We start from the raw sequence: 14,918 nt of genomic DNA, 5'->3' as shown, positions 1-14,918 counted from the left end.
GCGGAATGGAGACCCTGGTCCCCTCTTCCCTCAGTCCCGAGTCCGTCAGTTCAAAAACGTGTCGGCGATGCGCTTCTCGGCCTGCTCCTGCATGAGGCGGGCGCCCTCCGCCGCCGAGACCTGGCCGTTCATGACGAGCTGGTACGGGCCGCGCATGGCGTCCCAGATCTGGCGCATCTGTGGCTCCGTCGGCATCGGGCGCGAGTGCTCGATCTGGGCGAGGCTCTGGCGGAGCAGCGCGCTCGATTGCATCACGCCGGACTCGCGGACCGACGTGCGCACGGGGATCGTCGCCAGCTCGCGCGCCATCTGGGCCTGGATCGCGTCGCCCGTCAGGAGCTCGAGCACGCCGAGGACCGTCGGGAGCTTCCAGTCGGGGACGGCCGGGTTGAGCGAGTAGGCCTTGGCCGCCGCCATCGGCTGGGCGTAGAGGCCCGTCTGCTCGTTGACCGGGAGCGGCGAGAGCTGGACGTCGACGCCGGCCTCCTGGTAGCCGCCCCACGACCACGGGCCGTCGATCGTCGCCGCGGCGTAGTCGTCCCGAAACAGGGCCTTGGCCGTCTCGTAGTCGGCCTCGCGCGGGATGACGCCGTAGCGGTCGCGGAGGTCGAGGACGTACTGGATGGCGGCGACGGTCTCGGGCGTGTCGAGCGTCGGGTTGCCGGCGTCGTCCATCACCCAGCCGCCGAACGAGGTGAGGAACGGGATGAAGAAGAACGGCTCGGTGTAGTTCCAGACGAGCGCGTACTGGTCGGGGTCGCCGTCGCCGTCGGTGTCCCGCGTCAGCGTGCTCCCGAGCGCGGCCAGCTCCGCCATCGTCGCGGGCGGATCGGGCAGGAGGGCCGGGTTGTAGACGAACGTGAGGTGGTTGCCGATCTGGTCGGCCAGCCCGTAGAGGTGGCCGTCGTAGGTCACGCGGCCGTCGTCGGTGAAGCCGGCCAGGAAGGCGGGGTCGACGAGGTCGTCGAGCGGGCGGATCGTCTCGGTGATGCCGAGCGTGCCCATGTTGTCGGCCGGGCCGAAGATGAGGTCCGGCCCCTTCCCACCGATGGCGGCGAAGACGTAGTGGTTGCGGAGCTCCTCGGTCTCCTTGTAGAGCGTCTCGACGCGGACGGTGTCCTGGCTCGCGTTGTAGGCCGCGGCCCAGTCGTCGAGGAACTGGCGCTCGGCGGCGTCTTTCTGGTGCCAGATCCGAACGACGACGGGCTCGCCCTCGGGCGGCGGGCCGGACGCGCCCGCGCAGCCGCCGACGGCGACTGCGAACCCGAGAGCGACGAGGAGCAAGCGCATGGCAGGCACGGAGATCAGACGGACGGTACGCACGAACGGAGGCCGGCGCTCCGCCCGCTGGGGGCTCCGCCTCGGCGCCGAGGCGGACGGGGTGGGCGACGGCGTGGTCACCGGCCCGTCACCGCGTCGTCGATCCACTCGCGGGCGACGCCGACGAGGGGGTCATCGGCACGGCCGGAGGTGACCGAGAACGCGACGGCCTGGGCGTAGACGGTCTCCGCGCCCTCGGAGTCGCCCTCCTGCGCGAGCGCCACGGCCGTCTGGAGCGCCTGGAAGAGCACGATGCCCGCTGGGTCGAACGGCATCATCCGGCGAACCGGGCTCCGGTCGCCCTTGCTCACGAGCGGGCCCGCGAACGCCGTCCCGTCGAGGTCGGCGACGGCCGCCCTGCCCAACTGGGCGTCGAAGCCGAACGTCTCGGACGGGGCAAGGTAGGCGACGTGATCGGCGATCTCGGTCTTGGTGCCGAGCACCTCGGGGTCGAGCGTGATCGCGGCCACGAGCGGCCGGCCGAGCGTCCCGTCGAAGTGAGCCGCCAACCACCCGTCGACGACAGCGTCACGCAGCGAGTAGATGCGGCCGTCGGGCGTCGCGGTGCTCCCGCGCGGGTCGTGGCGTGCGACGTGCGTCTCGACGGAGTCGGGCAGCGGAAGCCCGTTCGCCTCGGCCGTCCGATGGGCGACCTCCGGGAGGTCCAGCATCGGCACGTTGACGACGGCCACGTCCGGCCGAAGCCCCTCGACTTCTTGGAGGAGCCGGCTCGGGACCGTGTCCCCGTCGCCGTTGGTCAGGAGGACGGCGTCGGGCGGCAGGTTGCGGAGCGCCCACCGGGCGAGGGCGAGGACGGGTGGCGTCCAGAAGCCGATCTCGTGGAGCCGTCGGAGCGCCTCGGCCTCCGTGTCGGCGTCACCGAGGCGGGCGGACTCGGTCCAGATCGCCATCCAGACGTTGCCGTCGTCGGGGTCGCAGGACGCGGCGCGCTGGAGGTGGAGCGCGGTCGAGTCGGCCGAGGCGCCGGGCCAGGCGAAGAACTGCCCGTTGTACGCGTCGGCGAGGGCGAGGTGGGCCTGCGCGTGGCACGCGTCGGCGGCGAGCACCCGCCGCGCCTCCCCGATGGTCTCGTGGACGAGCGCCTCTTCCTGGGCCTGCTGCCCCACGCGCCGGAGCGCCTCGGCCAGCCACGCGCGCACGGCCGGCTCGTCGCTGAGGTCCGCCGCCTCGCGCCAGAGGTCGACGGCATCGGCCAGTTGGAGGCTCACGAAGGCGTCCCAGCCCTCGGCGAACGCCCGGCCCGCTGGCGAGCCGGGGGTGAGACCGTCGACAGCCGGCGCAGGATCGCGCTCCATCGGCATGACCTGCGCGACCGCGGCCGGAGCCAGGAGCGCGGCGAGGAGGAGCGCGCGCATCTACTCGTCGAGCCCGCGTGGGCGGACGTCGGTCGGGTCGGCCGGGCGGTAGACGACGGTCGTGCGGGGCGGTACGCGGAGGCCGTAGGTCGCCCGCTCCTCGTCCAGCGCCGCGACGAGAGATGGGATCGGCCCGGCGTCGTCGCGGGAGACGAAGACGGGCGTCAACGGCTCGGGGACGGCGTCGGAGGAGAGCTCCAGGAAGACGCTCTCGTCGCCCGCGTTGAAGGCGACGACGCGGCGGTCGCCGCCGAGCGAGCGCTCGAAGGCCACGGCGCGGTCCGCCGTGGCGAGCGTGGCGAGGTCACCACGGCGCAGCACGACGTCGGACTGGCGGAGGGCGATCGCGCGCTGGTAGAACCGGAAGAGCGTCGAGTCGAAGGCGACCGGGTCGGGCTCCCGCGTCAGGCCGCGCGGGGCGCGCGACTCGGACTCGTAGTCGAGATCCGGCCACACCATCGGCTTCCGGTCGTCGGGGTCGTCGGCGCCCCACATGCCGGCCTCGTCGCCGTAGTAGACGTGTGGCGCGCCGGGCATCGCCATCTGGAGCGCGACGACGGCCCGCTGGAGGTCCCGCTCCGCTCGCCTCGGCGCGCGGACGAGGTAGGCCAGCGTGTCGCGCGGCCCCGCGAGGCGGTCGTAGTTCGCCCCCAGCCCGCCGTTGACGATCATCGACGCAAGGCGGTCCGTGTCGTGGCTCGCGAGGACGTTCATCAGCGCCGGCCGCGTCGCCTCGGGGAACGACGCGAACCGGCTCGTGACCTCGTCGGCAAACGTCGCCCCGTCGATCCGCCCGTCGAAGGCGAACGCGTCGAGCGGGATGACCAGCGCGTGGTAGTTCATGGTCGAGTGGAAACCGGTCCGCTCGAGGTACGGCGCTGCGTCGCCCCACTCCTCGGCGACCGTCACGGCATCGGGGTTGATCTCGGCCACGAGCGCCGTCCAGTCGCGCCAGAACCCGTCGGGCACCTCGTTCGCCACGTCAAGCCGCCAGCCGTCAATGCCGTCGCTCGGGTCGCCGTCGCCGTCCGGGTCCATCCAGCGGCGCGTGGCGTCGAACACGTGGGCCTTGACGTCTGGGTGGAGGTCGGTCCCCGCTTCGTTGTTCGCCAGGACGGCCAGCGGCTTGAAGCCCCACCACCCGGTCCAGTCGAACTCGTCGGCCTGGGTGCTCGGGTCGTCCCACGCCGTGACCTCGTACCAATCGGCGACGGGGCTCGCCCGCTGGTTGCGGCGGACGTCGTCGAACGCCCAGAACCGCGTGCCGGTGTGGTTGAACACGCCGTCGACCACGACCCGGATGCCGCGGTCGTGAAACGCGTCGACGAGGTCGAGGAAGAGCCGGTCGGCGCTCGTCCACACCCACGTTTCGGGGTCGGCAGTCTCCCCTTCCACGAGCGCGATGTCGCCCTCCGGATCGGGGCCAAAAAACGGGTCGATGTGGTGGTAGCTCGTCGCGTCGTACTTGTGGAGCGACGCGGCCCAGAAGACCGGGTTGAAGTAGACGGCCGTCACGCCCAGCGAGTCGAGGTAGCCGACCCGGTCGAGGACGCCCTGGAGGTCGCCGCCGAGACGACGGTCGAAGACCCCGTCGTCGTAGAAATCCTCGCCCCGTGCTTCTTCCCACGGCGCACGGCGGTACCAGTCGGCCGTCCACGGCGTCACGGCCCAGTCCTCCCCCACGTTCTCCGGCCATTCCAGGCTGGCACGTGTCGGGTCGTTCGACGGGTCGCCGTTGGCGAAGCGCTCCGGGAAGATCTGGTACCAGACGGCGTCCTGCGCCCACTCGGGCGGCGAGGGCTGGGCGAGCGGCGCGGCGGCGAGGAGGAGCGCGCCGGCGAGCGCGAGCGCCCGCCTCGGGCACGTCGTCGTCGAGGCGGACGGGGTCGGGGCGGAGTCGGTCATGGGCCGGGAACGCGCGGTCCGCGTGCTATCGCACAATCGAGACGGTCGTCGTGTGGCGCCCCCAGCGGACGACGTACACGCCGGCCGGGAGCCCGTCCGTGTCGACCTCGACCGACGTAGACCCCGTCGCCAGCGGCATGGGCACGGACCGCACGCGGCGGCCGAGCATGTCAAACACCTCCATCGGCGCCTCGACCGGGTCGTGCGTCGTGATGCGGAGCGCGAGCCGCCCGGCCGTCGGGTTCGGATGCGCGACGATTCGCGCCGGCGCCAAGTCGCCCGGCCCGCCTTCCTCCGCGACGGCGCCGAGGTCGCCCTCCGGCGACGGCACGTCGACGTCCGTCCAGACGTGGTACTCGCCCGGCCGGAGTGTGACCGTGTGGACGCCCGCCTGGAGCCCGGCCTCCGAGTCGTCGAAGTAGTCGTACCACGTCCCGGCCTCGTCGAACGTGAGCGTGACCGACTGCTCGGTCACCCCGAAGTTGCCGAAGATGACGGCCTCGGTGGGCTGGCCGGCGGGGGCGTCGGGGAGCGAGAGGCGGATCCAGCGGTCGGGCACGCGGCCGAGGCGCGTCGTGACCTCGGTGTCGGGGCTCCGGAAGATGTCATAGTTGCTTCGGAGGTCGAGGAGCGCGGCCCACGTGGCGTAGAGCTCGCGGCGCTCGCGGCGCTCCGTCTCGTCGGCGGCCGTCAGCGTACCCGAGTAGCCGTTGCGGAAGGGCTGGGCGCTGTCGCTCCAGTAGTCCCACCGGATCGGCTTGTTGGCGACGCGGCCGGGCACGCCGTTGGGGCACTCGCCGGGGTAGTCGCCGTTGACGAGGCACTCGCCCGGGCCGGCCCCGTAGCCGAGCTCACCGAACTGCCAGATCATCCGCGGGCCCGGGACGGTGAACAGGAACACGCCGGCCAGCCGCTGGCGGTCGAGCGCCGTGAACAGGTCGGTCACGTCGTAGGCGCCGGCGCTGTTGCCGTAGGCCTCGTTCCGGTACATCATCCACTGCTCGTCGTGGCTCTCCATGTAGGTCACGACGTTCGCGACGGGCACGCCGCCGAACCAGCTCGGCGTGTAGGTCTCCGTGAGCGCGCTCGGGAAGTCGGTCGCCGTCGGGTAGCCCATCGAGCCCTGGTTGTAGGCCCGGTTCATGTTGTGCCAGAGGAGCGGGCCCGGACGCGTGCTCCCGGGCGCGCGGTAGTCCGCCAGCCGGCGGTACTCCTGGCCGTTCTCGACGAGGTGCTCCAGGATGATGAGCGCGTCGGGGTTTGTCGCCCAGAGCTCGCCCATCATCCGCTCCAGCAGCTCGATCCGCGGGACGTTGTAGCTGAAGAACTCGCCCGACGGCATGAACCCGCCCGTGTAGTCGAAGCGGTACCCGTCGACGTGGTACTCGTCGAGCCAGAACCGGTTGGCCTTGTCGAGCCAGAGCTGCGTGAGCGGGTTCGTGTGGTCGAAGTCGGCCGGGAAGAAGACGAAGGGGTCGGGGATCGTCGCGTTGAAGTACGGGTTGCCGGGGCTCGGGTCGCCGTAGCCGCCGCCGTTGTAGAGGCGGACGAGCGGGCTCCGGTTCGTGGCGTGGTTGTAGACCACGTCGAGGATCACGGCCATCCCGCGCGCGTGGGCCGCGTCGACGAAGGCTTTGAACTCGTCGGGCGTCCCGTAATACTTGTCGAGGGCGAGGTGGAAGGCCGGGTTGTAGCCCCAGCTCTCGTCGCCGTCGAACTCCGAGACGGGCATCAGCTCGATGGCGTTGACGCCGAGCCGCTCGAGGTAGTCGAGCGTGTCGGCGAGCGCCGTGAAGCTGTGGTCGCGCAGGAAGTCGCGGACGAGCAGCTCGTAGATCACGAGGTCCTCCTGCGCCGGCGCCACGAAGTCCTGGTCGGTCCACGGGAACGCCGAGGCGCCCGGGGTCAGGACGCCGACGTCGAAGTCGACGGCCTCGTCGGGGTATCCGGGCTCGCCGGGGAAGTAGACCTTCGTCGTGTACGGGTCGGCGACGTACGTCGTGCCGTCGACCCAGTACTGGAAGGTGGACTCGACGCCGGGCGTCAAGCCGGTGACCTCGATCCACCAGCGCGTGCCGAGCGGGTCGGTGGTGTCGCGGAACATCAGGGCGTCCTCGTCGGCGGTCCAGCCGTTGAAGTCGCCGAGGGCGTAGACGAACTGCTTGTCGGGCGCGCGGAGGACGAGCCAGGCCCGCGTCGGGTCGGCCGGGTCGTAGGTGATGCCGTCCTCCAGCCCCTCGGGCACGGGCGCGTCCGTCACCTCGGGCGGGATCGCGCCGACCTCGGCGCGGGCGGTCCGGCCCTCCGCGTCGGTCGCCTCGACGCGGACGAAGGCGCCGGGGGCGACCGCCTCGGGCAGCACCAGGCGGTAGACGCCGTCGCCCGTGTCCTCGATGCCGTCGGTGTACGTCGTCTCGTTGACGGTGAACGTGACGGCCGCGACCGCGGCCGTGCCGAACACGCCGGCCGAGACGGCCCGGACCTCGGCCGTCCCGCTCTGCTCGCGCGCGATCTGGAACACGAACGGGTCCTCGACGCGGACGACCGAGTCGTTGTTGGGCCCGGTCGTCTCGGTCCCGAGCGGGTCCGTCAGCCAGACGTAGTCGGTGCCGGCCGCGTTGCGGTGGACGTGGACCTTGTAGGCGTAGCTCTGCCCGGCCTGGAGCGTCGTCGTGTACCGGTACTCGGCGAGGGCCGGCTCGTAGGCCGCCTGGCTCGGCGCGCCGGCGGCGATCACCCCGCTGCTGTTCGGGCCCCAGTCGTTGAACGAGCCCGGCACGAAGGCGCGGGACACGGGCGAGATCGGCGGCGTCGTGAGGTCCGGCAGGAACCGGAACGTGACGTCGACCGACTGGGCGCTGGCGGGCGCCGACCCGACCGGGACGAGGGCCGAGGCGAGCAGGGCCAGGAGAAGGAACGGGCGCATGGGCGTGGTGGGCATCGAAAAAACGCCGGCCGCCTGCTACGGCGGCCGGCGCGAAAGCAGCGGCCCGGGCCCTCCCCTCTCGGGGCGGCCCGGGCCGGCGTCGCTAGCGGACGACCGTCAGGCTCCGGATGGCCACGCCCGCCTCGCTCTCGGCGCGGACGAGGTAGAGGCCGGCGGCGAGGCCGCGCGTGTCGATGTCGAGCGGGCGGCCCGAGACGAACGCGCCCTCGACCACACGGGCCACCACGCGGCCCGTCACGTCGAACACGCGGACCGTCACCGGCGCCTCGGCCGGGGCGGTCACGACGACGCGGGCGAGGCCCGTCGTCGGGTTCGGGTAGACGGCCCCGAGCGCGAGGTCGCCGTCGCGGGACGGGTCGTCCCCGATAGACACGGCAAGGCCCTCGTCGACGAAGCCGACGGGCACCGAGAACTGCACGTCGCCCGGCTCGAACGGACCGGTCGGGTTGATCTCCCACGGCATCGCCTGAACGCCCGGGCCGGCCGGCCGGAACGTGTCCTTCGCGAACGAGAACGCGTCGGCGGTGACGTCGGTGATGTACCGATAGCGGCGCCGGCCAGCGTCGAACCCGCCCGAGCCCTCGGCCTGGAGGCCGTCGTCGTCATTGGCGAAGACGTACCGGTAGCCGATCCCGTTGTAGGTCGGGCCGTTGATCGTAAGCGTACCGGTGTAGACGAGGTCGCCGTCGGGGTCAGAGAGCGAGAACCCGTTGACGAGGTTGCCCCCAGAGCCCGTGTCGACGAGGTCCTCCCCACCGGGGATGTACCCCTGCGTCAGGAGCCAGACCACGTCCTCGAACTGGACCGAGACCGTGTCGGCGGCCGGGTCGAACGCGCGGCCCTGTGCGTCCTCAAACATCGTGGCCTCGCTCATGTCGACCATGAACGTGAGGTCGACCGACTGGCCATCGGCGATGACGTTGCCGGGGCGGACGCCGTTGAAGAACTGCTCGTCGAGCGTCTGCTCCGTGCCGGAGAAGTCGAAGAACCGGTTGCCGCCGCCGAAGTCGAGCGGCTCCTCCCAGCCGACGTCGAGGTCGTTCCCCGCGGCGTCTTGGAACTGGGCGGTCCCGTCCGCATTGCGGAAGTCGACGTAAAACTTGTACGGGAGCGGGTCGCCGCCCGGCGCGGCCGTGATCGGCACCTGACGGGCGAAGTCCGGCGTGCCCGGGATCTGCTGGAGCAGGCAGTCGTCCTGGTTGTCGTCGGGGCAGTCCCACCCGTTGAACCCACCGCGGACCTGAACAAGGTCGTCGGCGACCTGGTAGAGGCCGATCGAGGAGATCGGCGAGACGTCGACCTGGAACCCGACGAGGGCCGTCACAGCCGTCCCCTCGTTGGCGGGGCTGTTGCTGTAGAACTTCCACATGAGGGTAGAGTCCTGGGCCGGGATCGTGAACGTCCGGTTTCCGCCGTCGATGTCGTTCTCCCAACCGGCGTCCGTGTCGCTGTCCGAGAAGAAGAACTTGTAGGCCTGCGTCGAGCCGATCGCCGAGGCCGGGTACGACACGGCGCCCGAGAACAGCTTGAAACCGGGCGAGGAGGGGTTGTCGCTCTCGCGGTTGAGGACGATGTTGGTCGAGCCCCAGTCGATGGTCGTCGCGCCGCCGTCCTGGCTGCCGCCGGTGGCGTTGTCGCCACGGACGCCGACGACGAGCGAGCCGTCGTCGAGGTCGAGCCCCTTCGAGAGCGCGTCCTCCGTGTCGATGTAGGTCCGGAACCAGACGGCGACCGAGTCGCCGCCGGCCTCGAACGGCCGCCAGTCGTAGTTCTGGTCGCCGGCGACCTTCTCGAAGTAGTGGAGGTCGAGCGCCACGTCGCCGGTCCCGGCCGGGATCACCTGGTCGCCGCCGGCCTCCCAGCCGCCAGGCAGGTCGCCCTCAGGCTCGGACTGTCCAAAGAAAAACTTGAACTTGAGCTCCTCGTTGTCCGGGATCTGGAACTCGATCTGCCAGTAGTCGCCGCCGACGTTCTCGGGGATCAGCGTCGTGTTGTCGTTCCAGTCGATGGTGTTGCCGTCGGGCAGGGCTGTGCCGCTGGCGACCTGGCCGCGGACCTGGGCGCCGGCGAGCGCCGCGTCGGCCGCGATCGTGTCCGGCTGGGTGGCCGAGTTCATGCGGAGCGTGATGGTCCGCTGGGCGAGGGCTGGCGTCGCGAGGACGGCCGCGAGGGCCGCCAGGCCGAGCCATCGCCCGAGGTGAGTAGCAGTGGGTCGCATGGGTTGTGTCCCGTGTTGGGGGAAAGGGCCGGCGGAGCCGGCGAGAGGGGCCTTCGGCGCAGTGTAAGCGCTTTCGTGCCCGGTGTACAGAACCGGATGAGGGGGAATCGACGGGGCCCCGGAGGGCCTAGAACCGGAGGCCGACGGCGAGGCGGTGGACGCCGTCGAAGTAGTCGGCGGCCTCGTAGGCGTAGTCGGCCGAGAGGTCGAGCCCGCCGAACCCGTAGCGGAGGCCACCGCCGAGCGTGAACGACCGCGGGCTCTCCTCCAGGAACAGCTCCTGGACGCCGCCGCGGAGCTGGACGAGCCCGCCGAGCAGGCCCACCTCGGCGCCCGCGTTGACGTGCTGGCCCGTGGCCGACGGCGAGAGCGCGTCGACGGCGACCGTCACGCGCGTGCCGGCCTGCTCGTAGACCTCGGTCGCCAGCCCGACGCGCATCGTGAGCGGGAGGTCGTAGGCGTCCGTCGCGATCCGGCCGGGGATCGCGTTGTTGTTGCCGCTCTGGCCCGGGAGCGGGTCGAACGGGATGTTCAGGTCCGACCCGTCCATCCGCATCTTCGGGCCGAAGTTGGCGATCGAGGCGCCGAGGCGGATGCCCCGGAACGGCGTCACGAAGAGGGTCCCCACGTCGAACGCCACGCCCGTCGCCGACGAGTTGGCGATCTGCTCGCGGACGACCTTGACGGTCCCGCCCAGCGAGAACCGGTCGGTCAGCTGGCGCCCGTAGCCGAGCGAGACGGCGTAGGAACCCGCCGCGAACGTCTCGCCCGACGGGAGCTGGCTGTTGCCGCTCTCCTCGATCACGTCCATGTCCTCGTAGGTCAGCGCCGTCACGCCGACGGCGACCACGCCGAACGGCGTCGGGCTGGCGGCGGACGCGAAGTTGACGTCGGAGCCGACGTACCACTGGGCGTACTCGAACTGGGCCTGCGCGTCGCGCATCCCGGCGAGGCCGGCCGGGTTCCAGTAGAGCGCGGAGGCGTCGGCGGCCGTGGCCCCGAAGGCCCCGCCCATGGCCGTCGCGCGGGCCCCGATCGGGACGTTGAGGAACTCGGCCGCGGCCGTCCCCGACTGCGCCGAGGCGGGCAGGGCCACGAGGACGGCGGCGAGGAGGGCCAGCCGCAGGACGCCGCCGGTCGGCCGGGCGAGGGAGGTGGGCATCGGCATGGCTACTTGATGAGGGCGAGGGTGCCCGTCGTCTCGCCCACCCCGGGCGCTTCGACGTGGTAGAGGTAGACGCCGTACGAGACCTCGAGGCGGTCCTCGTTGAGGAGGTCCCACGACAGCGACCCGTTGAGGAGCATCCCGGTCGTGATGCTGCCGTTCGAGCCCTCGTTCATCTCGAGCGTCCGGACGAGGCGGCCCGAGGGCGTGAAGATGCGGACCGTGGCCTGGGGCGGGAGCCCGACGAACCGGATCCGGCGCTCGCCGCGCCCCGTCGGGAACGGGTTCGCGACCTCGAACTGGCTCGTCCCGCGGTACGGGTTCGGCACGACGCGGACCTGGTCGAGCAGGCCGGCCGCGGCGTCGGCGTCGAAGCTCGGCCCGGTCACCGTGAACTCGTAGACGTCGGACGCGAGGAACGGCTTGCTCGTGACGAGGACGCCCGTGTCGCCCGGCTGGGGGTCCCGGAGGGCCGGGTCGGCGAGACTCATCCGGATCTCCCACGTCGGCGTGAGGCCGTCGCGGCGATCGCCGGGGATGTCCTCCAAGAGGTAGATCCGGTCCGAGTCGTCGATGCCGGCCCCGCCGATGTTGTACTGGGTCGAGAACAGGTTCGTCGCCGCGCTGCCGACCTCGAACGGCGACGCGCCGTCGCCGGCCACGTCGTAGAAGGCGTAGGCGACGGGCACCTCGGTCGCGTTGCCCGCCCCGTCCACGACCGTCTTGAACACGCGGACGTTGGTCGGCTTGGCCGGGAGCGTCCGCGGGATGCCGACCGTGAGCGCGAACGCGGTCGACATGCCGGAGCCGGGCGGGCCCACCTCGATGCGGTAGTCGGCCGGGACGCGCGTGCCGGGCGGGTTACCGGCGAAGCTGAACACGTCGGCCGTGATCGGCTTGATGCCGGCGCCCTGCCAGCGCGTCGAGTCGGCGATCCGGCTGGTGAAGAAGACCGGGTCGAACGAGAGCTGGAAGCCGTCGGTGATCGGCGCGTCGCGCTCGGGCCGCCAGGCCGTCGAGTTGGCGAAGAGCGTCCGGCCGTCGGTCACGTCCACCAGCGTGACGTCGCGCGTGCGGATCGTGTCCTGCGTGATCTGCCGGCCGCTCGTGTTGATCTGGCCGAGGATGAGCGTGTCGCGGAACGTCACGCGGTAGCGGTGGCCGTCGCGCAGCGACGTCGGGTCGACCGTCCGGTACGCGACGGACCCGCTCGCGAAGCCCTGCGTCTGGGTCAGCTCGGCGGTACCCTCGGTGTAGCCCGCCGCCGCCTGCGACGGCGTGACGACGCTGACGTTGGGGCCGGTCCGCGTGACCGTGCCGTCGGGCCCGATCGTGATCGAGATCGGGCACTCGGACGGCTGGATGTTGACGGTCGCCGCGCCGAAGTCGTAGCTCGTGACGGCGTAGTAGTACTGGACGCCGTTGACGGCCGTCGAGTCCGTGAACGTGTTGACGAGCCCGTTCGCCGCCTCGCCCGGGTCGCGGACGTTCGAGCCGAGGTAGAACTGCGTCCCGTTCGTCGCGACCGGGTGGAACCCCTCGTAGGCGTCGATGAGGTCGAACTGCGCGATCGGCCGGAGGAAGCTTACGTTGCCGAAGCCGTCCGTGATCTGACGGGCGTCGAGGAAGCCGGGGTCCGTGGCGCGGTAGACGCGGTAGCCCTCGAAGTCGCGGGGGTCGAGGCCCGGCTGCGCGAGGTCGGCGATGAACGTGTCGAACGAGGACTCGGCCGCGTCGTCCCAGTAGAGCGTGACGGCCCCGTCGCCGGGCACGGCGCGGACGGTCGGGCAGATCGGCGCCTGCGCGAAGCGGTAGTCGGCCTCGTAGGCCTCGAGCGCGTCCTGGCGCTTCGTCAGGAGGTCGCGGTAGCGGCCCTCCACGTCGGTCGCCTGCCGGCCGTAGTCGACGTCCCCGAGGATGACGGCGAACGAGACCGACTCGGTCTGGCCGGCCCGCAGCGGGAACGTGCCCGACGACACGAACAGGTCGGTGTCGCGCGAGGCCGGCGACTGGCCCGGCTGGAGGAGCGAGAACTGGCCCGGCACCATGAAGTCGAAGAACAGCTGGCGATCGGCGATCGACTGGTAGTTGACGCCGCCGGCCGGCTTGTACTGGACGTTCGTGATGCCGATCTGGTCGGACTCCGAGACGTCGGTGACGTCGAGGTTCGGCTCGCCCGGCAGGTCGGTCCCGGCGCCCGAGGTGGGCACGCCGTCGCCCTCGCCCGTGTCGACCGTGTTGCCGGAGCCGTCGAGGCCGACGTCGTCGAGCGCGGCCCGCCAGTCGCCGTCGTTGTCGATCCCGTCGTCGCGGCGCTCGTCGATCATCTCGTCGATGTCCTCGTCGATCCCCTCGTCGATGGCCCCGTCGCCGTCATTGTCGACACCGTCGGCGTAGGGGCTCCCGACGTCCTCGGCCTTCACGTCGTAGAGGACGATGTCGGTGCCGGGCACGGCGTACCGGTAGTACGGCGCGTCCGACGCGGCGGCGTTCACCATCTCCTGCGTGACGACCGGGCTCCCGGGCTCCCAGAGGAAGTCCGGCGGCGGGCCGTCGGAGAAGGCGTCGCCGTCGTTGTCGATGTTGTCGCGGAACGCCTTGCCGAGGTCGTCGGTGTCGCCGACGCCGTAGGCGACGCCGACGCCGATGAGGTGGACGGGCTCGCCCGCCTCGGTGTTCGGGTTCACGGGCCAGCGGCCGTAGACGTCGGCGGCGGCCGCGTCGATCATGGCCTGCGTGACGACCGGGCTCCCCGGCTCGCCGTCGCCGTCGTTGTCGATGTAGTCGGCGAACCCGACGCCGACCTGGGTGCCGAAGGCGGCCTGCGTCGAGTCCTCGTCGATCAGCCCGTTCCCGTTGTTGTCGATGCCGTCGTAGCGGAGGCGGCGGCCGGCGGCGCCCGCCTGATCGCCCTCGCCCGCAAGGAGCCCGAGCGTGACGATCGGGCCGCCGGGCTCGCCCTTCGAGACGCCGCGGAAGTTGAACTCGGCGGCCTCGGGCGCCGTCGTCCCGTCGCCGTCGTTGTCGATCCGGTCGGTCGCGTTGCCCGGCGTCTCGAGGAAGAACGCGATGGCCCCCTCCACCTCGGCGCCCTCGAAGGCCGTGTCGGTCGAGCGGCCGTCGGCGTCGGCGAGGAAGGCCGTGTCGAGGAGGAGGTCGAAGAACGGCTGGTCGTCGCTCGCGTCGGGGTCGCCGCCGACGAGGTCGGCCAGCCACAGCGTCACGCCGACCGTCGAGAGGTCCTTCGTCCCGTCGTTCTTGACCTTGTGGAGGATGAACACGACGTCGTCGATGAGGACCTGGCTCCAGGCCAGCACGCGGGTGTCGGCGAGGAGGCCGAGGCCGCGCCGCGAGCGGTCCGTCTCGTCGGGGTAGTACGTGTTGTTGGGCTTGGCGTACTCGTCGTCGCCCATCTTGTAGTAGACCTCGAGGTCGGCGTTGAACACGTCCTTGCCGAAGAGGCCGCTCCAGGAGCCGGCCCAGCCGGGGTCCGTCGGGTCCTCGGTCTTGTCGGGCCAGAACGCGGGCCACGTCTCGGGCCGGTCGCTCCGCGCGATCCCGAGGTCCTCGTCCGCCGTGTTGACGTAGCCCTGGACGGGCGCCCAGGTCCACGCCTCCGACGGGTTGTTGAGGTTCGTCCGGTAGTTCGGCACGTCGACGATCCACTCGCGCTCGCCGCTCTCGCCGACGACCTCGGCGCCGGCGAACAGGCCGGTCAGCGCGAGGTAGTGCCGGCGCGTGTTGCGCGGCCACTCGTAGGGGATCTCGTCGGGCGCGGCGCTCGTCCGCCCGGTCTGGCCGAAGTTGAAGACCGTCGTGCGGACGACGTTGGCGTCGAGGTCGGTCTGGCGCCGCTCGAACAGGTCGACGCGCTCGTCCGACGGCACGTGGTCGCGGTCGATCACGCCCTGCGCCCACGCGGGCGCCGAGGCGGCCACGACGAGGGCGGCGAGGAGGAGCCGGGAGGAGAAGGTCAAGGCAGTCATC

7 protein-coding genes are annotated in these 14,918 nt (G+C 71.5%); all 7 read right to left on the bottom strand.

The window, feature by feature from the left end:
* Positions 1-45: 45 nt before the first annotated feature.
* The 7 genes from BSZ37_RS08980 to BSZ37_RS08950 all read right to left on the bottom strand — a co-directional run bounded on the left by BSZ37_RS08980 (position 46) and on the right by BSZ37_RS08950 (position 14,917).
* Complete coding sequence (locus BSZ37_RS08980; RefSeq protein WP_095510228.1) at positions 46-1,290, bottom strand: extracellular solute-binding protein; 1,245 nt, start codon at positions 1,288-1,290, stop codon at positions 46-48.
* A 107-nt stretch (positions 1,291-1,397) separates the two neighbouring features.
* Positions 1,398-2,696 carry a tetratricopeptide repeat protein gene (locus tag BSZ37_RS08975; protein WP_095510227.1) on the bottom strand — a complete coding sequence of 433 codons (1,299 nt, stop codon included), beginning with the start codon at positions 2,694-2,696 and terminating at the stop codon, positions 1,398-1,400.
* Complete coding sequence (locus tag BSZ37_RS08970) at positions 2,697-4,601, bottom strand: glycoside hydrolase family 13 protein (protein ID WP_095510226.1); 1,905 nt, start codon at positions 4,599-4,601, stop codon at positions 2,697-2,699.
* A 25-nt stretch (positions 4,602-4,626) separates the two neighbouring features.
* Entirely contained in the window at positions 4,627-7,527 is a 2,901-nt protein-coding gene (locus BSZ37_RS08965; protein ID WP_095510225.1) for an alpha-amylase family glycosyl hydrolase, read from the bottom strand.
* A 103-nt stretch (positions 7,528-7,630) separates the two neighbouring features.
* On the bottom strand, positions 7,631-9,766 hold the full coding sequence (locus BSZ37_RS08960; RefSeq protein ID WP_095510224.1) for a T9SS type A sorting domain-containing protein: 2,136 nt from the start codon (positions 9,764-9,766) through the stop codon (positions 7,631-7,633).
* A gap of 127 nt (positions 9,767-9,893) precedes the next feature.
* Positions 9,894-10,928, bottom strand: a complete 1,035-nt coding sequence (locus tag BSZ37_RS08955) for a PorV/PorQ family protein (protein WP_179299543.1) — start codon at positions 10,926-10,928, stop codon at positions 9,894-9,896.
* Positions 10,929-10,936: 8 nt separating this feature from the next.
* Positions 10,937-14,917: a hypothetical protein gene (locus tag BSZ37_RS08950; RefSeq protein ID WP_095510222.1), complete on the bottom strand. Its 3,981-nt coding sequence runs from the start codon at positions 14,915-14,917 to the stop codon at positions 10,937-10,939.
* Position 14,918: the final 1 nt, after the last annotated feature.

This window comes from Rubrivirga marina (genome assembly GCF_002283365.1).
Taxonomy (GTDB): Bacteria; Bacteroidota; Rhodothermia; order Rhodothermales; family Rubricoccaceae; genus Rubrivirga; species Rubrivirga marina.
Note: the sequence above shows the minus strand (reverse complement) of the source record. Positions and strands in the feature narration are given on the sequence as shown.

Coding starts and splice junctions, on each gene's coding strand:
- BSZ37_RS08965 (WP_095510225.1), bottom strand. CDS start 7,527: ATGCGCCCGTTCCTTCTCCTGGCCCTGCTCGCCTCGGCCCTCGTCCCG.
- BSZ37_RS08955 (WP_179299543.1), bottom strand. CDS start 10,928: ATGCCCACCTCCCTCGCCCGGCCGACCGGCGGCGTCCTGCGGCTGGCC.
- BSZ37_RS08970 (WP_095510226.1), bottom strand. CDS start 4,601: ATGACCGACTCCGCCCCGACCCCGTCCGCCTCGACGACGACGTGCCCG.
- BSZ37_RS08960 (WP_095510224.1), bottom strand. CDS start 9,766: ATGCGACCCACTGCTACTCACCTCGGGCGATGGCTCGGCCTGGCGGCC.
- BSZ37_RS08980 (WP_095510228.1), bottom strand. CDS start 1,290: ATGCGCTTGCTCCTCGTCGCTCTCGGGTTCGCAGTCGCCGTCGGCGGC.
- BSZ37_RS08950 (WP_095510222.1), bottom strand. CDS start 14,917: ATGACTGCCTTGACCTTCTCCTCCCGGCTCCTCCTCGCCGCCCTCGTC.
- BSZ37_RS08975 (WP_095510227.1), bottom strand. CDS start 2,696: ATGCGCGCGCTCCTCCTCGCCGCGCTCCTGGCTCCGGCCGCGGTCGCG.